This is a genomic window from Sphingomonas sp. S2-65 (assembly GCF_021513175.1).
GTDB lineage: Bacteria > Pseudomonadota > Alphaproteobacteria > Sphingomonadales > Sphingomonadaceae > Sphingomonas.
Genome location: NZ_CP090953.1, coordinates 2,250,761 through 2,274,988 on the forward strand (window position 1 = coordinate 2,250,761; position 24,228 = coordinate 2,274,988).

General features: G+C 61.3%; 24 protein-coding genes. 16 read left to right on the forward strand and 8 right to left on the reverse strand.

The window, feature by feature from the left end; genetic code table 11:
* Positions 1-283 precede the first annotated feature (283 nt).
* The gene (locus tag LZ586_RS10590; RefSeq protein WP_235076265.1) at positions 284-811 is read left to right on the forward strand and encodes a DUF2059 domain-containing protein; all 528 of its coding nucleotides are present in this window, start codon (positions 284-286) and stop codon (positions 809-811) included.
* 196 nt (positions 812-1,007) lie between these two features.
* Here the strand turns inward: LZ586_RS10590 and LZ586_RS10595 are convergent, their stop codons facing one another.
* Entirely contained in the window at positions 1,008-1,814 is an 807-nt protein-coding gene (locus LZ586_RS10595) for a LysR family transcriptional regulator (protein WP_319938057.1), read from the reverse strand.
* Between the two features lie 183 nt (positions 1,815-1,997).
* On the opposite strand from LZ586_RS10595, the gene LZ586_RS10600 reads away from it, so the two are divergent.
* On the forward strand, positions 1,998-3,098 hold the full coding sequence (locus tag LZ586_RS10600; RefSeq protein ID WP_235076266.1) for an aldo/keto reductase: 1,101 nt from the start codon (positions 1,998-2,000) through the stop codon (positions 3,096-3,098).
* 131 nt (positions 3,099-3,229) lie between these two features.
* On the opposite strand, the gene LZ586_RS10605 is transcribed toward LZ586_RS10600, so the two are convergent.
* Positions 3,230-3,943: a TetR/AcrR family transcriptional regulator gene (locus LZ586_RS10605; RefSeq protein ID WP_235076267.1), complete on the reverse strand. Its 714-nt coding sequence runs from the start codon at positions 3,941-3,943 to the stop codon at positions 3,230-3,232.
* Between the two features lie 73 nt (positions 3,944-4,016).
* On the opposite strand from LZ586_RS10605, the gene LZ586_RS10610 reads away from it, so the two are divergent.
* The gene (locus tag LZ586_RS10610; RefSeq protein ID WP_235076268.1) at positions 4,017-5,150 is read left to right on the forward strand and encodes an FAD-dependent oxidoreductase; all 1,134 of its coding nucleotides are present in this window, start codon (positions 4,017-4,019) and stop codon (positions 5,148-5,150) included.
* A gap of 862 nt (positions 5,151-6,012) precedes the next feature.
* On the opposite strand, the gene LZ586_RS10615 is transcribed toward LZ586_RS10610, so the two are convergent.
* Positions 6,013-6,663, reverse strand: coding sequence for an outer membrane protein (locus LZ586_RS10615; RefSeq protein WP_235076269.1), 651 nt, complete (start codon positions 6,661-6,663; stop codon positions 6,013-6,015).
* Between the two features lie 605 nt (positions 6,664-7,268).
* On the opposite strand from LZ586_RS10615, the gene LZ586_RS10620 reads away from it, so the two are divergent.
* The 5 genes from LZ586_RS10620 (at position 7,269) to LZ586_RS10640 (ending at position 13,508) form a co-directional block, all read left to right on the forward strand.
* Positions 7,269-7,727 (forward strand): hypothetical protein, encoded by a 459-nt coding sequence (locus LZ586_RS10620; RefSeq protein WP_235076270.1) that lies wholly within the window; start codon positions 7,269-7,271, stop codon positions 7,725-7,727.
* A 600-nt stretch (positions 7,728-8,327) separates the two neighbouring features.
* Positions 8,328-8,501, forward strand: a complete 174-nt coding sequence (locus tag LZ586_RS10625) for a hypothetical protein (RefSeq protein ID WP_235076271.1) — start codon at positions 8,328-8,330, stop codon at positions 8,499-8,501.
* A 517-nt stretch (positions 8,502-9,018) separates the two neighbouring features.
* A complete protein-coding gene (locus tag LZ586_RS10630) occupies positions 9,019-9,891 on the forward strand; it encodes a hypothetical protein (RefSeq protein WP_235076272.1) in 873 nt (290 codons plus the stop codon).
* Positions 9,892-9,929: 38 nt separating this feature from the next.
* Complete coding sequence (locus tag LZ586_RS10635) at positions 9,930-12,416, forward strand: TonB-dependent receptor (RefSeq protein ID WP_235076273.1); 2,487 nt, start codon at positions 9,930-9,932, stop codon at positions 12,414-12,416.
* Positions 12,417-12,791: 375 nt separating this feature from the next.
* Positions 12,792-13,508 (forward strand): hypothetical protein, encoded by a 717-nt coding sequence (locus LZ586_RS10640; RefSeq protein ID WP_235076274.1) that lies wholly within the window; start codon positions 12,792-12,794, stop codon positions 13,506-13,508.
* Between the two features lie 485 nt (positions 13,509-13,993).
* On the opposite strand, the gene LZ586_RS10645 is transcribed toward LZ586_RS10640, so the two are convergent.
* Both LZ586_RS10645 and LZ586_RS10650 read right to left on the reverse strand, forming a co-directional pair.
* Complete coding sequence (locus tag LZ586_RS10645; RefSeq protein WP_235076275.1) at positions 13,994-14,509, reverse strand: DNA -binding domain-containing protein; 516 nt, start codon at positions 14,507-14,509, stop codon at positions 13,994-13,996.
* 37 nt (positions 14,510-14,546) lie between these two features.
* Positions 14,547-14,786 (reverse strand): transcriptional regulator domain-containing protein, encoded by a 240-nt coding sequence (locus tag LZ586_RS10650; protein ID WP_235076276.1) that lies wholly within the window; start codon positions 14,784-14,786, stop codon positions 14,547-14,549.
* 94 nt (positions 14,787-14,880) lie between these two features.
* Here LZ586_RS10650 and LZ586_RS10655 point away from each other — a divergent pair, with 94 nt between their 5' ends.
* The 4 genes from LZ586_RS10655 to LZ586_RS10670 all read left to right on the forward strand — a co-directional run bounded on the left by LZ586_RS10655 (position 14,881) and on the right by LZ586_RS10670 (position 17,949).
* Positions 14,881-15,738, forward strand: coding sequence for a LuxR family transcriptional regulator (locus LZ586_RS10655; protein WP_235076277.1), 858 nt, complete (start codon positions 14,881-14,883; stop codon positions 15,736-15,738).
* A gap of 78 nt (positions 15,739-15,816) precedes the next feature.
* The gene (locus LZ586_RS10660; RefSeq protein WP_235076278.1) at positions 15,817-16,422 is read left to right on the forward strand and encodes an acyl-homoserine-lactone synthase; all 606 of its coding nucleotides are present in this window, start codon (positions 15,817-15,819) and stop codon (positions 16,420-16,422) included.
* A complete protein-coding gene (locus LZ586_RS10665) occupies positions 16,422-17,315 on the forward strand; it encodes a phytanoyl-CoA dioxygenase family protein (protein WP_235076279.1) in 894 nt (297 codons plus the stop codon). Before LZ586_RS10660 ends, LZ586_RS10665 begins: the two co-directional genes overlap by 1 nt.
* Positions 17,316-17,319: 4 nt before the next feature.
* Positions 17,320-17,949, forward strand: a complete 630-nt coding sequence (locus tag LZ586_RS10670; RefSeq protein ID WP_235076280.1) for a GntR family transcriptional regulator — start codon at positions 17,320-17,322, stop codon at positions 17,947-17,949.
* On the opposite strand, the gene LZ586_RS10675 is transcribed toward LZ586_RS10670, so the two are convergent.
* Positions 17,946-18,371, reverse strand: coding sequence for an HNH endonuclease signature motif containing protein (locus LZ586_RS10675; RefSeq protein WP_413777340.1), 426 nt, complete (start codon positions 18,369-18,371; stop codon positions 17,946-17,948). The two genes, LZ586_RS10670 and LZ586_RS10675, sit on opposite strands and share 4 nt — an antisense overlap.
* A 269-nt stretch (positions 18,372-18,640) precedes the next feature.
* Between LZ586_RS10675 and LZ586_RS10680 the strand changes: the two genes are divergently transcribed.
* On the forward strand, positions 18,641-19,273 hold the full coding sequence (locus LZ586_RS10680) for a tyrosine-type recombinase/integrase (RefSeq protein ID WP_235076282.1): 633 nt from the start codon (positions 18,641-18,643) through the stop codon (positions 19,271-19,273).
* Positions 19,274-19,406: 133 nt separating this feature from the next.
* Positions 19,407-20,606 carry an FAD-dependent oxidoreductase gene (locus tag LZ586_RS10685; protein ID WP_235076283.1) on the forward strand — a complete coding sequence of 400 codons (1,200 nt, stop codon included), beginning with the start codon at positions 19,407-19,409 and terminating at the stop codon, positions 20,604-20,606.
* Positions 20,607-20,770: 164 nt separating this feature from the next.
* On the opposite strand, the gene LZ586_RS10690 is transcribed toward LZ586_RS10685, so the two are convergent.
* Positions 20,771-21,091 (reverse strand): hypothetical protein, encoded by a 321-nt coding sequence (locus tag LZ586_RS10690; RefSeq protein WP_235076284.1) that lies wholly within the window; start codon positions 21,089-21,091, stop codon positions 20,771-20,773.
* 275 nt (positions 21,092-21,366) lie between these two features.
* Here LZ586_RS10690 and LZ586_RS10695 point away from each other — a divergent pair, with 275 nt between their 5' ends.
* Both LZ586_RS10695 and LZ586_RS10700 read left to right on the forward strand, forming a co-directional pair.
* Complete coding sequence (locus LZ586_RS10695; RefSeq protein ID WP_235076285.1) at positions 21,367-22,125, forward strand: hypothetical protein; 759 nt, start codon at positions 21,367-21,369, stop codon at positions 22,123-22,125.
* The gene (locus LZ586_RS10700; protein ID WP_235076286.1) at positions 22,122-23,012 is read left to right on the forward strand and encodes a hypothetical protein; all 891 of its coding nucleotides are present in this window, start codon (positions 22,122-22,124) and stop codon (positions 23,010-23,012) included. Before LZ586_RS10695 ends, LZ586_RS10700 begins: the two co-directional genes overlap by 4 nt.
* Positions 23,013-23,480: 468 nt before the next feature.
* On the opposite strand, the gene LZ586_RS10705 is transcribed toward LZ586_RS10700, so the two are convergent.
* Positions 23,481-24,218, reverse strand: a complete 738-nt coding sequence (locus LZ586_RS10705; protein WP_235076287.1) for a hypothetical protein — start codon at positions 24,216-24,218, stop codon at positions 23,481-23,483.
* Positions 24,219-24,228 lie beyond the last annotated feature (10 nt).

The window sequence follows — 24,228 nt, forward strand, 5'->3', positions numbered from 1 at the left end:
GCGCCGAAGGGCGGTGCGGAGAGAGCGGCGCAAGGGGTACTTCTGCCACGCGCTTACATGATCAGCGGCCCTCGACTGGCACATGAACTGCTTTCTAGCGCCGAAGCCATCACATCTGCGCTTTTAGCTTTGCGGGCCTTCCGTGCTCGATGAACGAACGGCCGGTTTTTGGGTAAAGCGGCGAACCTCCCGAGTGGCCGAGTTTGGGTCTTCGCCGCCCCAAGGCCGCCCGTCGGCTTCCGACCCAATTGCAGGCGTTTCCAGTTCCCTTCACAATACCGGAATGAGCGCACTCGTATTCGGCTTGGCATCCCTAATGAGCATAGCAGCGACCGAGGAACCGGAACCGCAGTCGGCTCCTTTGCAAATGGCCCCTGCCGCACAGATCGAAGCTCCCCCAAGCGCGACCAAACTCGCCCTGATGAAGCGCTTCCTGAGGGCCATAGGTCGCCAACACCAACTTGATAGCGGGAGCTTTCTTGAGCGTTACGCCATACCGGGCGGAGTGATGTGGCCCATGAAGGCAGGTCCCCTGCCAGCCGAAGACTTGCTGGGTGGGTTTGAACGACGGATGTCAGCGCTCAAGAAAGCCTATGAAAAGCACCGTTCGACCTATCAGCAGGCCTACGAGCACCATGTGAACTGGGAGTTCACTGAGGAGGAGTTGGCTAAGATCGTGGAGTTCTTGGAAAGCCCGGTCGGACAACATTACCTTGACGGTCGTTGGCGGATGGAAGCGTATACGGACACAAACATCGAGGACGTTGAGCAAGAGATTGTAGCCGAAGCCCAAGCCAGCTTGGCAAAGTAGCTAGTGGCAGCTCCTACCCGTTAACCGCCATTCAATCACGAGACGTCGCCTCGAATGCGGACCGTCCACTTATAGGTCCTCGCTATCGGCACGGGAACGACCGAAATTGGGGCGCTTAGCGGCCCGGTGGGGCCGAGATGAATGAACGTCGGCTTCTGGGGAGCGGGAAGGGCGGTCTGAACGTCCACTTGTGGGTCTAAGCGTCTGGCCAACGAAGCGTATCGATCAAGATGCGGAGGGCGGGGCTGACGCGACGATCGGGATAGTAGAGGTGGCATCCGGGATAGGGGGTGCAGAACTTCGTGAGTACCTGCACCAGCCGACCGTCCGCGATTTCGTCGGCGACGTCATGTTCCATCATGTAGCCGAGACCCGCGCCGGCTCGGGTAGCAGCTGCCGCTAACACCTCGTCGTTGACGATCAGCTGACCCGGCACCCTCATGCGGATGTCGCGCTGATTCACGCTGAACTCCCACGGCAGCAGGCCACCTCCACCGAGCAGGCGATAGTTGACGCAGACATGATCCTTGAGGTCGTCCGGCGTTCGTGGAAAATTCCGGTGCGCAAAATAGTCCGGCGTTCCCACCACCACCGTGCGGAGTGGTGGGCCGACCGGGATGGCGACCATGTCGCGCTGCACGGTCTCGCCCAACCTAATGCCTGCGTCGAAGCCGCCGGCGATGAGGTCGATGAGGCGATCTTCGACGATGACCTCGACCGCAATATTCGGATGATCACGCAGGAAATGCGGCAGTCGGGGCGCCAGAATGGTCCGCGCGGCGTAGCCGAAGGTCGTGATCCGCACCGTGCCCGACGGCGCGTCCCGCCAGTCCGCGAGAGCGGCCAGTCCGGTGGCCACCTGCGCCAACCCTGGTTCGATCGCGCGCAGTAGCAGTTCGCCGGCGGCTGTGGGCGCCACGGAGCGCGTCGTCCTCGCCAGCAGGCGCACGCCTAGCCGCGTCTCCAAAGCCTTCATCGCGTGGCTCAGCGCCGAGGGTGACAGCCCGAGCTCCGCCGCTGCCCGGGTGAAGCTGCGCGCGCGCGCGCAACGGTTGCGAACGCCGCCAGATCATCGAGGTCGCCACGCCGCATTGCTGCATGATGCTCACAAGTCCTTACGGTCAGCAACGGCTAATCGGCGGGCAGCTTCGCGCCTAATTGAGTGGCGAACAAGGAGACGCGAACTATGGACCTGACCCACTATCGCACGCTCGGCCGATCCGGTTTGGTCGTGAGCCCGTTGGCGCTTGGGACGATGACCTTCGGCGCAGGCCGCTGGGGCGCGGACGAGGCGACCTCGCGCAGCATCTTCGACGCTTATATGGATGCGGGTGGCAATTTCCTCGACACGGCCGACGTTTACTCGGGTGGTGAGAGCGAGGCGATGCTTGGCCGCTTCCTGCGCGACAGCGGCAAGCGCGACCGAATGGTGGTCGCGACCAAGGCCGGCTTTCCGCGCACGGAGGGCAATCCGCTGGCCGGAGGCAACTCGGCGCGCAACATCCGCGACGGTCTGGACGGATCGCTGAGGCGGCTCGGCACTGACTATATCGACCTGTACTGGGCCCATGTTTGGGATCGCACCACCCCGCCGGAGGAAGTGCTCCGCGCGTTGACGGACGCGGTTCGGCGCGGCGACATCCTCTATTACGGCTTCTCGAATGCGCCGGCCTGGTACACGGCGCAGATCGCGACGATGGCGCGCGCTCACGGGCTACCGGAGCCGGTCGGCCTTCAGTACAGCTATTCGCTCATCGACCGCGGCGTGGAATTGGACATCGTGCCTGCGGGGCAGGCGCTCGGCATGGGGCTGGTGGCGTGGAGCCCGCTTGGCTTCGGCATGTTGACCGGCAAGTACGGCCGCGAGAAGCTCGCTGACTTCGGCCCCGCTGGCGGCGTGCCGAACAAGGGCGGCAACACGGCTGCCGGCGGGAGCGACGGACGCCTGAATGGTGACAACCCGTATGGTGGCATGCTTTTTACGGAGGCGAACTTTAGCATTGTCGACGAACTGCGTACGGTGGGTGACGAACTGGGTCGGCCTATGGCGCAAGTCGCTTTGGCTTGGGTCGCGTCGCGGCCGGGTGTTTCCTCGGTGCTGATGGGCGCGAGTCAACCGGAGCAAGTAACCGAGAACGCGGCGTCACTGGACATCGTCCTTGCGCCGGAGCACCAGGCGCGGCTCGATGCGGCGGGCGCGCCACCTACGCTAAATCCCTACTTTATCTTCCAACTTCCCTGGGCGCAGATCTTCGGCAGCAGCCAGATCCAAAAATGGGAGCGCTAATCCCGCCACATTGGTGCTGTGAGGGCGGATCTTAGCCGCCAGGCGCCGATGAACGGATGTCCGCTTGTCGCAACTGCCTAAAGGGTCTTGAGCGACCGGAACTGGGTCCTCTGCCATACGGAAGGGCAATCTCACCTAGGTTCGGCCGGAAGAGTTCGGTGGCTCCTTTTTGTGGCTGTGAGGGCTTCGCTGCCGGCGATAATGAGATTGAGACCTGCCAAGAAGGCTGCGCGCTCATCATGCGACCGCACCTGATCCGCGAGCAAGTGAACAAACGGATACTCTGCCGGGTCGCGCTTCGTCCATTCTCCGACGATAGTGGTGAGGACAGTCGATCGGTCGGACGCACAAAACTTGTGACGCGCCGCCGCGGCGGTCTGCGCAGCAGTGCCAAGGAGGTATTGGGCAAGCGCGGACACGCAGTGGAATATCGCTTCACTCGAAACCCCCAAGGCATTGAACTGCGCGCTGCTCTTCTCGAAGATCTCCACCATGGCTGGCTGCCAGGGCTCTCGCGCGAGCTGGGTTCCGACCCAGGGATGGGCCTCAATCGCGTCAAAGACGCCCAGCGCGATCGCGCGGAGAGCGTCTGCCGGGCATGGTGCGCTGACGACCCTGGCGATCGCCCTGGAAAGAACATGCTCCGTCGCCAACGAGAGTAAAGCGTCCTTGTCGGCGACGTGCCAGTAAATAGCGCCGCTCCCGGTCGATAGCTGGTTCGCCAGCGCTCGGAACGTCATCGCGCTCTCCCCCGCTGAATCGAGAATGTCGATAGCAGCGGCAACGACCCTCTCTGTGGAAAGCGAGGTCTTACGCCGCTGGGAATGGCTGGTGTCCGAACGCATGCGCCTCCTTGACACACTTGGAACAACGTTCCAATGGCTCTTGTGTGGAACGATGTTCCAGAGCGGAGAAGTAATGAAGCAGGTCATTGGAATCATTGGGGCGGGACTAGGTGGGCTGACGCTTGCTCGCGTTCTGCACGTCCACGGCATCACTTCGATCGTCTACGAGGGGGAGCCGAGCGCAAATAGCCGAGTTCAGGGCGGGCAGCTCGATATCCACGACTATAATGGCCAGGTCGCCCTGAACGCCGCCGGCCTGACCGACGGGTTCAGGTCGATCATCCACGAGGGCGCGGAAGCAACCCGTGTGCTGGACAAGTCCGGCGCCGTGCTGCTCGAAGAACCTGACGATGGCCAGCGCCGACGTCCCGAAGTGCTTCGCGGCGATCTGCGCAACCTGCTCCTCAACTCCTTGCCGGAAGGGACGGTCCGCTGGGGCAAGAAACTTGAGAGGGTCTCTGGCCTTGGCGGCGGGCGGCACGAGATCGAATTTGCCGACGGGTCCGTCGCGCAGACAGACCTTCTCGTCGGTGCGGATGGCGCATGGTCTCGGGTGCGACCGCTCTTGTCCGATGCGTGGCCTATTTACGTCGGCGCGACCTTTATCGAGACCTACCTGCACGACGTCGATCGCCGCCACCCGGCCTCCGCCGTAATCGTCGGCCCCGGTGCAATGTATGCGCCAGCACCTGGCCAGGCGATCTTCGCGCATCGGGAAGCGGGCGATGTCCTTCACAGCTATATTGAGCTGAGGCGACCTGCGGAATGGTTCGGGGCGATCGACTTCAACGATCCGTCGGCAAAGGACATTATCGCGGCCGAGTTTGATGATTGGGCACCGGCGCTCACCGCGCTCATCACCGACGGTGACACGAAGCTGATGCCGCGGCCGATCCACACGCTTCCGAGCGGGCATCGCTGGGACCGGGTGCCCGGGGTGACCCTTATCGGAGATGCCGCGCACCTCATGCCGCCATCTGGCGAAGGAGCGAACCTCGCAATGTTGGAAGGTGCCGAACTCGCCGCTGCCCTCGTCCGGCATCCCGGCGATGTCGAGACGGCACTCGGGGCTTTTGAGGAGCCGATGTTTTCACGTGCCGCAGCGGAGGCGCTGGAGGCGCATGAAATGCTCGACTGCTGCCTCGGCGACCATGCGCCATCCGCGTTTCTCGACATGATGACGGGCGCCGCCGAACCTTACTGCTAACCGACCTATATTGGAGCGGATCACCTCGCGTATCGGGATTTGCCACAACATTCAGCAGCCTGTTGTCTGCCTTGCCGTTTGGCGAAGATGCGTGCCGTTGCTGCCAGTCATCGATGTTCAGCTATCGCGCCGAACGGGCCCATCCCATTGGCATGAATGAACGGCCGGAGTTGATAACGCGAAAAGCGGGCCTGAACGTCCGGGTTTGGGCGCTAGCTGTCATGGGCGTCAGTTCGGCTGCTCAATCGATGCAAACTCGCGTAGGCAGCCCTTTATCCAAAATTCTCATGCAGCCAACTTGAGTGCGGGTTTGGCAGGTGCCTCTCGTTAGCCACTTCTGATCACTGACCGGCACGTAGCCCTCTGGTAACATGCACGACCCGATACAATCAGACTGGCCTGAACAGACCTTGCCAGCATCTGCGAACGGTTTATCGCAAAACCACCGAGAGCGGTTCTGTCCGTAAGAGTGGGGATTGCCTCCTTCTGCTGTACAGGAGACCCTCCGTTCTTCGTCATTGCCGGGACGTGACGTCATTGCATGGCTCGATGCCGCAATAGCCAGCACTAACCCGACACCGGGAGCGATCAGCGATTTCATCCCCAAACCATAACCGTGATTGCAGACGTCCCCAAAGGGCGATCACCCAATTTGCACGGAAGAGCCAACGACCGACTGGTTCCAGGATCAGCGGCTTCGGCGCTCAAGGGCGACAACGGGCATTTGCTGCCGTTAGCCGCGCCCGGATAGTCAATCGTGAACAATGAAGGAATAGCGCGAACTCGGTGGCGGCTTCAAGGGTCTCGAGCGATCAAGAGCCGTCTGGAAGCGGTGCTCAGCGAAGCTGAGCACCGCCAGAACTCAGAAGCGCAGTCCAACGCCAGCCACGACCTGATGACGATCCAGATCGAGAGCCGCGCCGAGATCTTCGTCCTCATACTCGTAGTCGCCGTAATTCGTGTAAGCGTACTCGAGCTTCCCATAAAAACGACCGCGGCTGAACTCGACGCCGGCTCCAACGTGGAAGCCGTCGAGGTTGTCGCCTAAGTCGAAGTTGTCCTCCGGAAACGCCGGGTCTTCATAAGTGATGCGCACGCGGCCGTTGGAGTAACCGCCCTTGGCATACAGCGCGGTGGACGTGCCGAGCACGAAGCCCCCGCGGACGCCAGCGGTGAAGTTACGACCCGCCTTCAGGCAAGCCTCGTCTCCGCCGTACACTTCGGTGCACTCCTTTGTGGAGGCACCCTCCACCCCGGCATAGACTCCCGCAAATGAGTTGATGCTCATCATTGCATCGAAACCAATCTCGCCGCCATAAGCGATCCCGCTCTTCCCCACGCTTTCGTCGATGCTATCGACGCCATCGGTGGCCTCAAGCGAAATGGTCGGGTGATCGAGTCCAACCCGAGCTTCAATGCGCGCGCCAGAGAACGAAACCGCTGCAGCCTGATCCTGCGCGAACGCCGGTTGCGCTGCCACAAGAGCGGCAAAGCCTAAAACAATCTTCTTCATATCTTCCCCTTTGGTGCACTCTTACGAGTGGGCCGGCACTTCTCGTACCCGTGTGCCCAGATGCTTGGCGAACCGTTCGCGAAGGCCGATGACATAGGAGCGGTCACTCGCGACGGCGTTCGGCTAGATGCGTCGTATTACGGCGTCAAGACTAGGCAGCATTGAAGCTAAACTGCTTCTAATGGAGCAATGACTAAAGCTTAGTCGAACCACGACTGCCGGTGCGAGGATGGGGTCGACCTACTGCCGAGTGGATGGCCACCGACAGCGCCACGATCCGCCGAACACCGGCGGCCGGCGCCGCCGTCGTCAAGTTGCTGGCCGAGCGCTCAATGAAATCGAGCACTGCCGCATCCTCCAACGATGGCGCATTGCTGACGTGCATTACCGTGCCCGCCCCTGCCACCGCATCGGCGAGGCCCGCACCGCTTAGCGTATCAACCGGGGTGCTCGGTGCGGCGGCCATCGCATCGTGCCCCTGGCCGGCGAGAATGGCGACGAGCAGCCGCCCTATCAGGCCGTACCCCTGTGACGACGATCTTCATGTCGTGTCCCCAAACACTGTGTTGCTGCGGGGAAGACGAGACGCCGCAGCAGGGTGTGACATGCACGCCGATGAAATTCGGAGTGAGGCTGTTGATCGTTGCCGTGCTTCGGCGCCTGCCCTGCGGCAAATGCGCGGCGCGGAGCGGCGGATCGACCCGCTGACCATTTCCCAGACGACCTGTCGGGGTGGCAGCGACAAGCTTCGCCTGTCAGTGCCGTCTGCGGGTGAGCCAGCGGGAATGTTCGACCTGATCGTCGATCATCCGGAACCTCGCTTCGAGCAGCACCGGCCGAAGTGGCGAGCGTGGTCGGGCGACCAAGCCGTGAGCATCCTAAAGGTTCTGCGCCCTGCAGCTGGCTGGCGCGTTATCGAGGCGCGTCCGGTCAGCGAGCCCATCGTGTTTGTCCCGATGGAGCGGGTCGCTATCCGCCTCGGCGAAGATGTTGCGCTGATGCTTCCACCCGGCCGTTACAAGCCACGGATCATTGATGTTGTAGCTCCCAAAGAGACGTCCTGAACTCCAAGCTCGAGGAAGCGAGCGGTGACTGCTTTCGGGCTCCGCGGTCAGAGGCTTAGACGTCAGCTAGTGGGGCGATTTGCGCCGTTCGAACGCGATCATGTCGGGCAGCCGATCCGTTGGGGGATATGTCGCCGAAAGGTGTCGGTCGACAAAGCATTTAAGCGGCCGCGCGGGAGCGACTTTTCTAGACCATTGGATGAGCCTGCTCGGGCCACGACTGGTTGTTTCTGACCGTCCGCTTTGGCGCGACAGAACGCGATAGCTCCCATCGACCACAGACAATCGGAGTGGCGGGTGGCGACTTGAGGACCAGGTCGCGGGGGCATGTTGTGATGTCGGAAACGGGCACGCTGGGCCCGCTGTCCCAGACCGGTAAGTCCTCGGAACGCGTACATGAGCGGCCGCGTCACGATCGCGCATTATGACCTACATAGAACGACCGCCTACACTCGATGCGGTTACTAATGTCACCAGCACCGCGCCGAATGAGGCTATAGTCAGACAAGGTATTGACTCATCCACAAGTTGTGAGAAACTCATCAATGGTCAGGCAGCGCTTTGCAACCTGAGCCTTGATCGAATATACAGGGGAATGACATGAAATATCTGTTTTCCGTAGCTGCGTTGCTCTCCACGGTTGCGCCGGTGGCTGGACATTCCACTCCAGTTTCCGCTCCTGCAAAGCAGGCTATCTGCATTCCCGCTGAGATCACCACTGAGAGCGGAACGATCAGCGGAATGTTCTGTTATAGGGAAGGCGAACGGCTCTAACTACCTCCGCGAGCTTTAGTTTGGAGGAGGCGTCCAATCAGACGCCTCCTCTATTGCCGTCTAGCATCAATGTCCATTTGCGCATAAATACATAACTTTTAGACAGGCTGAGGTAGTAGTTATGATCTCACTATACGTCCTTTCGATTCTGGCGGCATTCCCAGCGCAATCTGCTCCGGCCTTTCACTCTGCTAATACCGTCTATAGTGCAGATAATTTCGCTAACCAAATTGCCTCAGGAAGATGGACGGGAAGCTTCTTACAGAAAGATTGGTCGTTTGAGTTTCGCAAAGAAAGCGGCAACTGGTCAGGAAGGTACTCTATTGATAACAGCGGCAAATGGTTTCCTATTCAGGATTTGGTGATCTCGGATACGAGCATCTCATTCAGTATAGTGTCAAAGCCGAAGGTGAGCTTTGCCGTTAGATTGGACGCATCGGAGCCTAAACTTGTTGGAACCGTTAATACGGAAGGATTTGGAACAGTACCATTCACTGCAACACGGAAATAGTAAGGCATGCAGACTTGGTCCTTTGCGGCCGCTATCGCCACACTGGTGCTGAGCACATCCGCTGCGCCATCGAACTCGACCGGCGTAGTTAGGACAAAGACCGATTTTGGATATATACAGGTCGATAGTGAGTACGCGCGCGTTGCCAAGGAAGAAGGCGATGCAGCTTCTCGAGCCGCGCGAGACATTCTAGCTATATCCAATGTACGCTTCGAAATCATTGATGCGAGTTGTACGAACCGTAAATGGGGCGACCTGTCAGTAAGCGGTACGCCTGTATACGTTTGGCGATTTAGGAGTGATGTTAGCAAGGATCCTCACCAGAGGTCGCAAGCACCTCCCGCCTATCTGCTACGCCACGAAATTGGCCACGATCTCTTCATCCGATATCTGGTGCCCAGCACGAAGACCGGTCAATATGGCGGTGATGCTCCCGACTGGTTGGATGAGATGGCCGCAGTGGCATTCGAGGGGGAAAGCTTGAGAGCAAATCGGCGCCGGCTCGCGGTGCAATATGCCAAAAATAAGCAACTCATCCCGTTATCGAAGTTTCTGACGATGACACACCCCGAGATGCTAGAAGGTACTCTTCCCCTTGCTGTAGATAAGAGGACAACCGCGTTCGAACCGACCTCTTCTGAAACACCCCAATTTTATGTAACTGCGTCGGCGTTTTACGACTTTCTTGTCGTTCGGTCACAAAGCCCTGCCATTATCGCTGAAGCAGCGGCCGTCGTCCGACGCGGTAAGTCTCTTGAGCAGTGGCTACTTACGAGGACAGGACATGGAGGGAGTGCGAGCGACCTCGAGGCGCTAAACACCGACTTCTTATCCTGGATAGCGTCAGATGCGCGCTATGGCCGCGGCTCTGATCAATGATAGCTGCCAAAGCAACTCTTGGGATTGTCGCGGCGTCGATGACCGGGGTCGCAATGGAGGCCTCCCTTGCTTGCCAAGTCGATGTCCCAAGCCAATCGTCGCCAGCGGCCAATGAGCCCCGCACTAAACCTGCCGAGCCCTCCCCTCCACAGACTCAGTTTCTGGATGCCGATGGCAAGCCCCTGCCGCCCGACCTTCAACGAGACTTGAGAGAGCAATTCAAAGAGGGTCTACCTCCGGTCAAGGAGCCTGACGCCGCGCCCCGGATGCCGTCGCCAACCACGACCTCGCCCTCGAGCAATGGCGATGTGACGATTACGGCGCGCCAGCCGCGGGGTTCGGTGATCGGCGATATACCGCCGGAGCGCACATTCAGCTCGCTCGATATCAATGCCTATGGAGCTGGCAATATTGCGGAGCTTATACAGTCGCTGGGGCCACAGGTAAGCAGCAGTCGGGGGGGAGATGGCAACCCTGTGACGCTGCTAAATGGCCGGCGCGTGTCGAGCTTTGCTGAGATAGCTGAGATCCCCGCTGAGGCGATCGAGCGCATAGAAGTATTCCCTGAGGAACTAGCGCTAAAATACGGATATCTAGCAAACCAAAAAGTCGTGAATATCGTAACTTTTGAGAGGTTCAGCACCCAGATAGGCCAAATTTCCTCGGCCTTGTCGACTGAGGGTGGATACAACGCTGAACGTGTCCAAAGCAATTATTTTTCAATACGGGGCGACACTCGGGTCGATGTCAGTGCACAATATAATAGAGCCGCATCGCTGCTGGAGAGTAATCGAGATTTAGCGCAACTTGGTGATATAACGGGTGCAGGCAAGTTCCGAACGTTGTTGCCCGGAATAGAGCAGCTGACATTAAATGGCATTATCAGCGGCAATCTGTTGAATGATATCTCCTCCACGCTGGGCGCTCGGATCGAAGCAAATGACAGCAACAGCCTTTTAGGACTGGGATCCAACGGACCGCTGGTGCGTGACACTGACACACACACCGTGCACGTGGGGACCACGCTCGGTGGTCGAATAGGACAATGGATGTGGTCCTTCACCGGAAATTACGAGCGGACCATCACAGATACTGTGACGGACACCAACGACGGCCTGGGATCTCGGAACGAAGCGCGATCGATAAACTCGCTAGCCAATGCCGATCTGGTGCTGACTGGTTCAGTTCTGAAACTGCCGGCCGGTCCGGTAGCGACGAGCTTACGAGTCGGCAGCGATATGCGCGACTTCAGCAGCAGATCATTGCAAGGTGAATTGGAGCAACAAGCCGATTTTTCCCGCAAAAGAGGAGCGATGCAGGCGAGCTTTGACGTGCCTATTGCCAGCAGGCGCGAGAAGGAGCTGACTTGGCTGGGCGACCTTTCGGCAAACGTGAACCTCGCGTTCGAACAACTCTCCGATTTCAGAACGTTGCGTACGTTCGGGTACGGTTTCAACTGGTCTCCAACTAAAGAGATCAACATCATCGCGTCCGCCACGAATCAAGAGAGCGCGCCAACGGTGGAGCAACTCGGAGCCCCACTCATCGTGACGCCGAACGTTCGCACCTTCGATTTCCTACGGCGCGAGGTCGCCGACACCGTGCGAATTTTCGGAGGGAACCCGAACCTCCGCTCCGATGATCGCCACGTCGTCCGGCTTGGAGTAAATGCCAGACCCTTCGCGAATGCCGATTTCACGCTCAGCATCGACTACCTCGAGACGCACACGGACGATCCGATCGCTCCTTTTCCGATCGCCACACCGGAAATCGAAGCGGCATATCCCGACCGGTTCACGCGTGGTGTGGATGGCCGGCTGCTACGGATCGACAGTACACCGCTAAACTTTGAGCGGTCCGAACAAGAGCAGATACGATGGGGTGTCAGCTTTGTCAGCGCGTTGGGGGCGGTTGAACCGTGGATGCGAACCGCGCCGGTGCGCACCTACTCAAATGAGGCCGAAGCGCGAGCAGCCGCTCCGGTGGGCACAATGGTGGCAATGATCCAGCCCGGCAGCGCAATGGCTCGGCGGTTCGAAAACTTATCAAGCCGGCTGTACCTCAACTTCTATCACACGTTGCAGTTGCGGGACAAAATCGTTGTTCGTGATAATCTTCCCGCACTTGATCTATTGGACGGTTCAGTAACTGACATTTTCGGTGGTACACGGCGCCATCGGGTCGAAGTACAGGCAGGGTTCTTCAAAAAAGGCCTAGGGGGACGGCTTACGACTAGTTGGCAAAGCGGAAGCACCGTGCGCAATGTAGGTGAGGATTCAGGGAATCTGACCTTCTCGGGAATCGCCACTGTGAACGTAAATCTCTTTGCAAATATTGGTGAACGCTTTGGCTCTAAGCCTTCTGGATGGCTCAAAGGATCACGAATTGTGTTAGGCATCAACAATCTGTTTAACGCACGCCCCCTGGTTCAAGACCGGAGTGGCTTGACGCCGCTAAGCTATCAGGCGGCTTATCTCGATCCGATCGGCAGGTTTATAAATGTCGGCGTTCGCAAATCCTTCTAGCGATTACGTTAAGCGCTCCGCGCGCATTGCGGCCGGCGAATCGTTACCGCTCACGTGGAAGAGTATCTGCCGTTGAGCTTCGCGAGCGCTGGACCCGCACCCCCGGTCGTTTCGGCGACGCCGGCAAACTGATGAAGACGCGAGGCTGAGCGTCAATGGTCGGCCTCGTTCTTTGGCTACCGTCCAAGTTCACTGGCACGAAGCGCGTGTCGGTGCTGCGGATTCTGACGCTGGACGCTGCCGTAGACGAGTCGGGGCGCCTGAAGAGAGTATGTTGAGTGAGGCCAATGCGCTCGTCTCGGAGGCCGCAATGATGGAGAAGGGACTGTTCAGATTTGCGGCGTAACCCTCGTCGCATTCTGAAATGAGGTGACGATGCCCTGCCCGCTCTTGATCGGTATGAATCCGAGCCCCCGCTTTCCCGAGACGTCGTGGCACCCGGAAGCGGAATCGACCAGAATTCTGGCCGAATTCGCTGTCGGGGACGCGGAAATGACGTGCTACCTCGAGGACGGCCTGGAACTCGACAATCTCAACCCGGCGATCCCGGAGAGCGCGGACAAGAAGATGTTCGTGGACGCGAAGGTCGCGCACGAGAGACTCGACGACTGGGCCAGACAGGGCCGCCTGCACGACCGGCTGGTCGTGCTGCTCGGCGATGAAGTTGCGGGTGTCTTTGCGACATGGGCGAAAATCGAGGCCGTTCCCGGCGACGGAGCCTCGCATGTGCGTTCGTCACCTCGCCTTGCCGGCGCCGACATTCGTCTAACCCGGATTCCGCACCCCTCCCGCATCGCCCATCTGCGGCGTTACGCGCCCAACGACCTCGAAAGTGCGGAGATGTGTTTCCGTTCCCTGGGCGCGATTTACAAGGAAGGCGAAGCGATCGCATTTGCCGAGAGGCTCGAAATCGACCGCCAGCTCATGGACGAGGACGACAGGGTGATGGCGACTCTCATCGTGATGGATCAGAACGCACTTCTGCAGGAAGAAGAGAATGCAGACGCCCGTGAGAACAGGCTTGAAGCCCGACGGAAGTTGCGCCTGGAACGATATCACGCACCGATCGACGGGGACGATGTCGAGGAATAGCGGCACGCCCGGAGCAACCAGCAATGTCCATCTTCCGAAACGAAGAGCGCGCCCGCGTTGAGGGTGCGCTTGGTCCCGCCGCTATCAACGACAGCTTTGCGGCGCTCAATTGCTGCCAGATGATAGGATAGGATGCGGAGGCTAACGTCGCCAGGGTCTGATTCACGCCCGAAGGTAAGAAGACCGGAGCGGAACGTTCTTCAACGGGTCCTTTCAGTGTGACGGCGTCGACCACACCTATCGCCAGCTGACGGAACTAGGGGTCGACATCGCCGCCCTAGAGAAGCAGCGCTTTGGAACGTTCGCCTGCTTTCGAGACCCCGACCGGAACACGTTCCTCCTGTCTGACCGATGATCTGCTTCCCAGGCCGTCGAAATCGGATGTCTGGGTTCAGCACATCCTGCAGGGCGGTAATTGGTGCGTTGCGGAACGATGGGCTCGGGGCGTGCCCGAAAGGCACGCCTGCGACCAATCCTGGACCGCTTCACCTTCCCAACAATGTCCGCCAGCCCCCCGCCGCCATCGCCCGGGCCTCGGCCGCACGGCGGCGCATGCGCGACATCAGGAAGTCGGACCGACCTTTCCATTCGGAGCGCACAATGGCCTCGCCATAAAGCGCCGCCGCCATGTCGCGATAGGATGCGCCTGCCGCGATCGCGTCGCCGACGCGCAACGTCTCGAGCCGCCGGGGCAGGCTTGGTTCGGTGGGGAACAGCATCCGCGTGAACCGCCCGGTGCGCCAAAGCCCGAGCATGCGGCGCAGGGTCAGGACATGGGCATCCACCCGGGTTAGGCCCGAAAGGAGATAGTCGAGCCGGGCGGGTCCTTCCTCGACCAAGGTGCCTTCCACTACGTCGATGCGGATGCGGTGCCAGCCGTCGGACAAAGCAACATGCTCGCGGTCTCCGCCGCGCACGATCGTTGCCCAGCGGGCGAGACGCGCCAGGTCGATCGCCTCAGGGTCCGCACCTTCGGCGGGCGAGGCGCGAACCTGAAGCACGAAGGGATCAAGATCCGCGTGCCACAACAAGCGGGCCTCAGGCGCCGGGCGAGCGGCATCCTCGGCGAAAGCACAGCCCGAAAGCCCGGGCGTCCGCCTCCATCTCTAGATGGGGTTGGAGACCGACGCCGCCGCGCCGCAGCCGTGCGCTCAGCGCCGCATAGGCCGGATCTCGCCGCAGCCATTCCCAGGCCAGGCCGGCGCGGTCGATCCCCGCCAGCGCGCGGTAGGGCGCGCTGTTCCGCCAGTCGGGACGGCCCTCAGGCCCCGGCCCCATCGCCGGCCAGGCCAGACAATGCGCAGGCTCGGGAGCCGCTTAACCACGATTGCTGCCACGCGGATTTGCTCTCCGGCTGCGAAGCGAATATCGAATGCCCATCGATCCGACCGCGGCGCCGACGGAAAAGCGGCCAATGTGGGCAGGGCATAGCTGGGAACCGGACGCTGCGGCTTGGAGCGCGTCCCGCATCGGCGTGGCATTGCTCATGGTACTCGCGACAGCACAACAATTTGCCCAGGCGGTGGAGGCCGCCGCAAGCATCGGCGAACTCGGCGCGCTGATCGACGCGATCACGCGCGAGATGGGATTTCGCTATTACGCGCTCGCGCACCATGTCGATATCGCGCGGACGCCACAGCCGGCGATTCGCATCCACAATTATCCGGCCGAATGGGAGGCGTTCTTCGACGCCGAGGATTTGGGCCGCTCGGACCCTGTCCATCGTGCCAGCCATCTGCGCAACCTCGGCTTCCCCTGGACGATGCTGCACGAGTTGATCGAGCTGACCCGGCGCGACCGGGAGATCATGGCGCGCTCGCAGCGCGCCGGACTCGCGGACGGCTACACCGTTCCGACGCACATTCCGGGCGAATCGGAAGGCTCGTGCTCGTTCGCAACCGCATGGGGCCGGGCTTACCGCACGGAGTGGCTGCCGCTCGCGCAGTTCGTCGGCACCGCCGCGTTTGAAGGTGCGCGGCGCTTGTCGGGCATCCGCCGGGTCGACCTCGACCGGCCGCGCCTCAGCGATCGCCAGCGCGACTGCATCTACTGGGCGGCGCGCGGCAAGTCGGACTGGGAGATTTCGCAGATCCTCGGTATCGGGCATGACACGGCGATCCAGTACATGAAGGAAGCGCGTGGCCGTTACGGGGTCGGCAACCGGACCCAGCTCGCGATCCACGCCCTTTATGACGGGGCGCTGACCTTCACCGATGCGCTGAGACGTTGAAACTCCCCATTTCTGGGGAATGGTAACCGTCTGCGCCCACGGACAGCATTGGGGCTCCACGACCAAGGGAGCCCGGCCATGCTGTTCACACAGGACGATGAAAGCGCCGCCAGCGACGGGGTGATGCGCGCGATGTTCGAAGCCCGGAAGCGCGTCTTCGTCGACCTGCTCGGCTGGGACCTCCCAGTCCTCGCCGGCCGGTACGAGATCGACCAGTTCGACGACGTGCATGCGCGCTATTTGATCCTCGCCGACACCGACCAAAGCCATCTGGCCTCGGCGCGACTGCTGCCGACGACCCGACCGCACATCCTCGGCGATCTGTTCGCCGGGCTTTGCGACGAAGCCCCACCCACCGGCCCGGACACGTACGAGATCACCCGCTTCTGTCTCGATCGGAGCCTCCGCGCGCCCGAGCGCCGGCACTGGCGCGACGCGCTGGTCGTCGCCCTCGCGCATTATGCGCTCGAGCACGGCATCACGACCTACACCGGCGTCGCCGAGCACGGGTGGCTCGACCAGGTGCTCCAGTTCGGCTGGCACGCCGAGCTGCTCGGCCGCCCGCGCAGGATCAACGACATGACGATCGGCGCGCTCAGGATCGAGATCAGCGCAGAGACGCCGGCGTTGCTGGCGCAAAACGGCATCCACGCCCCGGCCGAGCTCGAGCGGGAGGCAGCGTAATGGCAACCCGGCTCCAAACCGCCGCGCTTATGGCGCAGACAGCGTCCGATCCGATGCAGCAGCTCCTCGAGCAGGGCTATTGCATCGTCCCCAACGCCCTGCCGGCCGAGACGATCAAGGCGCTCGACGCTGACCTCGCGCAGGACTTCGCCGACACTCCTTTCTGCCGGGGAGGCTTCTATGGCGAGCGCACCAGGCGGTTCGGCCGGTTGCTCGCCCGCTCGGCCAATGCTGCCGAGCTGGTCATGCACCCGAAGATTCTCGCCATCGCCGACCAGGTCCTTGCCCCCTGGTGCGACTGCATCCAGCTCAACCTGACCCAGGCGATCTCACTCCACCCCGGGGCGCTGCCGCAGCTCCCGCACCGGGACCAGGACATGTGGCGCGGAGCAATCGGCGAGACCGAATATCTGGTCAACGTGATGTGGCCGTTCACGCCCTATCGCGAGCTGAACGGCACCACGCTGATCTGGCCCCACAGTCACGGTGCTAAAGCTCTGGAGCCAAATCCCGACAGCACTCCGATCGCCGTTGAGCTCGACCCCGGCAACGCGCTGGTCTTCCTCGGCTCGACGCTGCACGGCGCCGGCGGCAACCGCAGCTTCACCATCCGCCGCGGCGCGATCGTCAGCTACTGCCTCGGATGGCTCAAGCCCTATGAGAACCAGTGGCTCGCCTATCCGCCCGAGACCGCGCGACACTTCCAGCCCGAGCTTGCAGCATTGGTCGGCTACCGCCAGCACCGCCCAAACCTCGGCAATTACGAGGGACAGTGTCCGTCGGTTCTGCTCCGCGACAAACCAACCCACCCCCTCGGTGCGGTCGACGCGTTGCGCCCGGACCAGCAGGCGCTGATGGAGGCGCACGTCGCCGAGCAGCGCGATCGAGGATGAGCCCATGAGCCCCGGCGCCACCTTCGAGCGCGTCTACAACGAGCTTAAGCGCATGCTGGCCGAAGGCGAACTTCCGCCCGGCACCCCGATCGAGCCCGCGCTGATCGGCAAGCAGATCGCAGCCAGCATCACGCCCGTTCGAGACGCGCTGCACCGGCTCACAGGCGAGCGGCTAGTCGAGGCGCCAAACCACAATGGCTTCCGCGTGCCGCTACCGACCGAGGCGGCTCTCCGCGATCTATATGACTGGAACGCGCAACTTCTGGGTCTTGCCGCTCGCCGCGTCGGTCCCTCTCCGGCGGGATCAAAAGTGTCCGATATCACACGGGATGCTGACCTCGTTGCAGCGACAGCCAGCCTCTTCGTCGAGATCGTCGGCGCGACCGGCAGCCGAGAACATGTTCGCGCAATCCAGCAGCTCAATGATCGCCTGGCGCCGTTTCGGCGGGTCGAAAGGCAGGTGCTGCAAGACGTCACCGAAGAACACCATTCTCTGCTTCTGCACTACCGACGAGGCGACCGCGCTCCACTCGCCAGCATGCTCGATCGCTATCGCCGGCGCAGATCATCGGCTGTGCCCCATCTCCTTGCCGCAGTTCACGCCGAAGGCGTGAGCGGTCGCGCGAACCCTTAATTCGCTGCCGTGTAAAATTCCAAGCGGGCAGTCAATCGGTCACTGTCTGGCCGATCGATCATACGATTCGGAATGAGGAGGGTCCTACCGCGCATCGCCTTGATGCCCTGTTTGAGCACCGGCCCACCGTTCAGGGCGAGCAGTTGCTCGGACACATGAATGCAGTAGCCGGCATCGATGCCAATGAGGTTGGCGTCGAACGCTGCGTTATGGACCTTCGAAAGCGGAGGACCATTGGCGACGATCGGCTGCCCGAGAAGTTCATCAGCGCCCGCCACAATATGCGCTGCATCAAGCAGACGCCGCTCGGGCAGCTGCGTTGTCGCGCAGCCTGAGCGCTGCTCTGTGGGCGGCGACTTCAGCCCCGATCTCTTTGGCCAACGCTTCTGGAGAGAGTATGCCCAATAATTGCGACAATCGATCCGTGTTGCATCCGGGCACGCTGCACCGTCGAGCCAATGCCCGCAATCAGGAAGTGCGCGGAAGGTGGTGCCGGTCCGCTTGTGGGCGTAAGCAGACTATTCGCTGTTTGGCCAGACGAAGCGACGATGCCTTGCTCCAGTGTCACCTTCACCGCAGCCGAAGCTGTCCGTGACCCTCTCCCTCGCAACCATGAACCACATTCTCGAACTCCCGGTTTACCGCAGTTCGATATGCTCGCGTCTTCGACTCGGCACAGAGGAGATCGGTGATGGGGCACTCGTCGGTGGATCCCGCCTTTCACGAACTCCGGCCTTGGAACGAGGGCCGCCTAATCGGCGCAAAGAGGGCGCTGAAGCAGCAACAGGTATGGGCGATCCGCTTTTGGCTCGATCAGCATAGGCGCTTGCGAGATCGCGCGCTCTTTGACTTGGCTATCGATAGCAAGCTTCGCGGCTGCGATGTGGTCAAAGTGCGCATAGGCGACCTGGTGTCAGGCGGCCGTGTCCGTGATCGCGCCGTCATTGTGCAGCAGAAGACCAGGCGGCCAGTGCAATTTGAGTTGATGGAAACGGCCCGCAAGACGCTGCGGACATGGCTCGAGCGTCGCGGCGGCACACTCAACGACTTCGTCTTTCCAAGCCGGAACGACTACATGGCTCACATGAGCACGCGACAATATGCTCGCCTGGTGCGCGAATGGGTCGTCGGCATCGGCCTCGCCCCCCAGGAGTACGGCACCCACTCGCTCAAGCGAACAAAGGCGTCCATCATCTACAAGGCAACCGGTAACCTGCGAGCCGTTCAGATCCTCCTGGGTCATGCCAAGATCGACAGCACCGTCCGCTATCTTGGCGTCGACGTAGAAGATGCCTTGGAACTAGCAGAACGGACCGAAGTCTGAAGACCCAGAATCGGCCGTTCACACCCGTCGAAGCGTTCGCCAGAAGCAGACGCCCGTTCATTTAAACGAATGACCACTTCCCAAATCCAAGATCAACGATGGCTTCGCAAACTGCCGCGGCTAAGCGTTCCCGATGCAGCGTCTCGATATCGCCATTGCGGGCTGTGGACCCGCCGGTCTCGCGACTGCGCTGCTGCTTCACCGAGATGGCCATCGGGTCACGCTGTTCGAACGCTTCGACGCACCTCGACCCGTAGGATCGGGCCTTATGATCCAGCCGACGGGCTTCGCCGTTCTGAAGCAACTCGGGCTCGCGGACGCGCTGTTGGATCGCGGAGCGCGCGTGGATCGACTGCACGGAGAGGCGGGAAGCAGCCGGCGCGTCGTTCTCGACGTGCGCTACAGGACACTCGGCAGAAGCGCTGGTTTCGGTATCGGTATTCACCGGGCCACGCTGTTCGGACTGCTGCACGACGCCGCGATCGCCGAAACGATCAATGTCGAGACCGGATGCCCTGTGACAGGAAGCGAGCCTTCATCGGGCGGCCGCCGCCGACTTCTGCTTGAGAACGGTCGCCGCATCGGTCCGTTCGACCTCATCGTCGACGCACTGGGCACGCGCACGCCACTCGCGCCGCGCTGCGGTCGCGAGTTGGCGTATGGCGCTTTGTGGAGTGCCTTGGACTGGCCGGCAGGAGGCGAGCTCGATCAAACGGCGCTTGAGCAACGCTATCGCCGCGCTAGCGTAATGGTTGGTGTGCTACCTATCGGACGCTTGCCCAGCAGCACGCGCAAACAGGCCGCATTCTTCTGGTCGCTTCGCGCCGATCGTTTCGACAGCTGGCGTTCAGCCGGGTTGGATGCCTGGAAGGCTGATGTCTTGGAACTATGGCCGGCAACGTGGCCGCTACTTGCCCAAATCGTCTCGCCGGACCAGCTTACCTTCGCGCGCTACGCGCACCGAACTCTGAGAAGTCCTGCTGAGGCAGGCATGCTCCACATCGGAGACGCTTGGCACTCGGCAAGCCCGCAACTCGGCCAAGGCGCCAATATGGCTCTTCTTGACGCCTATGCGCTCGCGCTGGCGCTCCGCGTGGCGCGTGATGTGCCGTCAGCGCTCGCGCACGCAGTCGCCATGCGACGGCGACACGTAACGCTCTATAAAGGGCTGACTGCATTGTTCACGCCCGTCTATCAATCCGACAGCCGCTTGTTGCCTATCGTCCGTGACCGGCTAGTCGGCCCGCTGTCGAAGCTGTGGCCCGCCACGAAGATCCAGGCGGCGATGGTCAGCGGCTTGGTTGGTAACCCACTGGGACCGCTAAACCTCTAGCCGCTGCAGACCAAGCACCAAGGCCATGTTGCAGTGACCGGTCCGACCCAATTCCAGACGCTCGGAGGTTCTAAGCCGCCTCTCAGTTTCGGCCATACGTTCAGCTTTCGCGTCTGGCGTGCCTGTGCACAAGTGGGTTGCGGCTCTCATCCGCGTAGACCGCTTCAATTGCCTTCGGCATCGACCGTGAACACCACCGGCTTGCCCCGCGACATCGGCTCCCAACCGGCCGACATAGCGGCGCGCACGCACCGCGAAATCGTTGCGCCATCGAGTTGAAGACGACCTCGCGGCAAGCCCTTTAAAAGCCGCTTGGGCGGCGGGAATTCCACCCATGCTTCGCGCTTGGCATCGCGCTGAAGAAGGGAAATCGTCATTCCCTTCCAACCTTCGTCATCCGACTGATGCGGTTCACGCTGGAGGTGCCAATCATATGTGGCGCCATCGACATCGACGGTGCCGCCGTTGCTTTGAGACTTTGACATTTGAGCGGCTCTAGCATGCCAGCGCGGCCAAGGCACAGGTTCGGGGGTGGATGGGCTCACAGCTTAGGCTGGCGGACCTTCAGGAAAGTCTGCGTCCACGCCGACGCACAAGCCGACGTTCAGGCCGTCCAGTCGCGCTCTCACAAGCGGTCACTCGTTCATGCGGAAGCTAAGCCGTCTCGGTGATGCGATCCGCAGCATGATATTTGTCCAAACGCGGAACGCCGCGTAGCGACGCTGGCGCGTGGCTACCCGACCTTGATATCACGCCCTCTATGCCAGACCCCGCATCTCAAAAGACCATCACCTATCTCGCCTATCTTGAAGAGATGGCCACGATGTATCCGGACACGGCGGTCGAGGCGCCCGGGTTGGGCGCGCTGCGGCCGCGCCCGTTCATCTTAGGAGGCAAGTTCGTACGAGCGCGCTTCAGCGGTATCCGGGCGTCCCTGTTCGACGAAATGAAGGACGCTGTAGGCCTCGCGCGTGACGGGGTACTGTCGGCCTACCAGCGTCAGCAACGGCGTACCGCGCTCCAGGAGGCCTTCCAACGCTTCCCCATTCCGGTCATCGACCTGTTCTGGTCAGGTGACGATGCCGCCGCACGCAGCCGGCGTGAGCGGACGATGCGCCTCCACCATTGGTTCCAGCTCGAGTTGTTGCCGGGAGCGGCCGAAGGTGCGCGCGAGCCAGTGTTCATGGGCGAGCCGGACGCCGGCCGTCCGGCCGAACCTGAGTTTGAGGCCGGCCAGCTTCTCGGTTTGAGGGCCTTGTCGGCGCGCGAGGAAGAACCTCTTCGCGATATCTTCTCCCTGGCGCATGTCCCCGACGCTGATTTTGACGAGGGTCCGGAAGGTCCCACGGGTGCGCCGCCGCCCGACGATGACGACGGCCCTGATGCCAGCGGCGTTGCGACCATCTCGGAGGAGGCGGAACAGCTTGCCGAACCGGTGCGCGAGCGAGTTCGTCCGGCCTATTCTGGCCGCGGCTCCACAGACAGCGACGACCAGCAATATGTGACGATCGGCCGGTGACGGAGAAGCTCAAGCGCGCGCGGATTGGCGGGGCCGATGTCACGAGCATTAAGGCGCCTGTCGGCGTCTCGCGCGCGAACGCTATCAGCGGCGCTCGCATCTACGACGTTGGACAGGGTGATGCGATCGCGATCATCGACGACGCCGACCGGACGATCCTGCAGCTCGACTATGGCGGCAGGCAAGGCAATCCGTTCGAGGGCAAGAGTAGCGGCGAAGTCGATCGAATGCTGCCCGTGACCAGCGATGCGCTAGTCATGGTGACGCACTGGGACGAGGATCACTGGTCGACCGGTCCGAAGGGAGCTGCCGCTAAAGCCGTCGATTGGCTGGTGCCGCGGCAGGTGACCTCCCCACGCGCGGTCCGCTTCGCCGCGGACCTCAAGAAGGTACGCTGCATTCCCGAGACGATGGTCGGAAGCATCGTAGAGTTCACCGCGCGGAACGGGGACGCCATTCTCTGGCAGAAAATCGCACCGTCTTCGCCGTCGCCCTCTATCCATGAGAACTGCAACAAGACAGGCGTGGCGGTCGCGCTGCTGCGGCGCTCGGGCGCGCGGGGCCAGGTGATCCTGCTCCCTGGGGACGCGCCCTTCCACGAGGTACCGCTCTTTCAGCACCTTTATCTCGCCGGGATGACGCTCACCGGGCTTGTCGCTTTCCATCACGGGTCAAAATATCACTGGACGGACGCCACAAGGTCGATGCTCCGCTTCTGGCCGGTGACGCCAGGCGGCGCTTGCGATGTCGTATTCTCCTATGGGGCAGGGAACAGCTATGGCCACCCGCACCCTAACGAGTATGCCATGCTCGCCGCACGGAGGGAGATCTCCACGCCAACACTGCGGACGGCCAAGGCTCCCCACCACGACATCCTGTTTCGGTGAGCTTTTTGGCGAGGAAGCCGATGCAAATGTCGCGCTGGCTCGACGAGGATACATTCGTAAATATTGGCGCGGACTCGGTCCTAGCGAACAAGTGCGCGACCAGAGTGCGGGGGGTAACCTCGTGAGCGGCGCTTGGCTGCATGAACTCCCGATCTCAAAAAGTGAACAAGCGGCTCGAATGGCTGAGGGGCGCCACTAGCAGGCGGGCAGCTCCGGGAAAGACCCAGTTATGGACGCTCACGAGCATTGATCCGCATCCCGAATGCGGTCGCTGCTTCAGGTGATGTCCGATGGCCGGAACTGGGCCGGTAGCGGAATAGCAGCTTTAAGAGTGACGAACGTTACAAGCGGACAAGCGCCAAGCGGCCAAGGCCCACAACGCGTCGGTCAAACACGCTCAGTTTCACGACACCCATTCATCCTGAGGCACTCGCTGCCGAATCTAACGGTGCCGCAGAAGCGGCGAGGCTACTTGTATACCGCTTCTGTCTGCGACTGAATGGCCCCGGCCAGCGCCTTCAGCGTCACGATGACGTGCCGAAAATAGGTATCATTAATGACCAGCTCTTCCCCGGCCTCGCCCCGACGCTTGTCGCCCGCCTTCTCGACGTAGAGCTTGTTGATGAGCCCGCTGTTGTGGATGATTATATCCCGTGACGCCTTGATCTCAATGAACGCGCGCACTGTATCCGGCTCAAGCTCTATCGACAGCACCTTCGCTGCCTTGTCGAGATATTCGGACGGTTTGCCGAACATCAGCCCTTCACACTTCAGCGCTACGAAACGGCGGATCACGTCGTCACGATCTTCATGCTCAAGGAACAGGTCGAGGAGAATACCGCTCTTATCCGCCAGCACCGATAGCTTGGCTGGAAAGGCACTCGCGGCGATCGCGATACATTCCTGGATAAAGGCTTCGACCCGCGACACCATCGAGACGATGTTGGTCTCAAAGACGCCCCGCTCGTGCTGGGCGTAGAAAATCAGGCCGATATCCTCGTCCCTGCGCCGGCTTATAACCGTGCCTTTGCGCTTGGGTACCGGATAGGGCCTTTTAGCCTTGCTCTTTGAAGACCGGAGCTCGTCCGCGCGCGTCTTCAACTCCGGCCGGAGCAGCGCCGTAAATATCCATGCATCGTTAAGATAGCGGTAAAGCCGGATGTGGCGCGTGTAGATCGCCCTGGATACGCCACTTTTCCTTGCCACACCTTCCCCC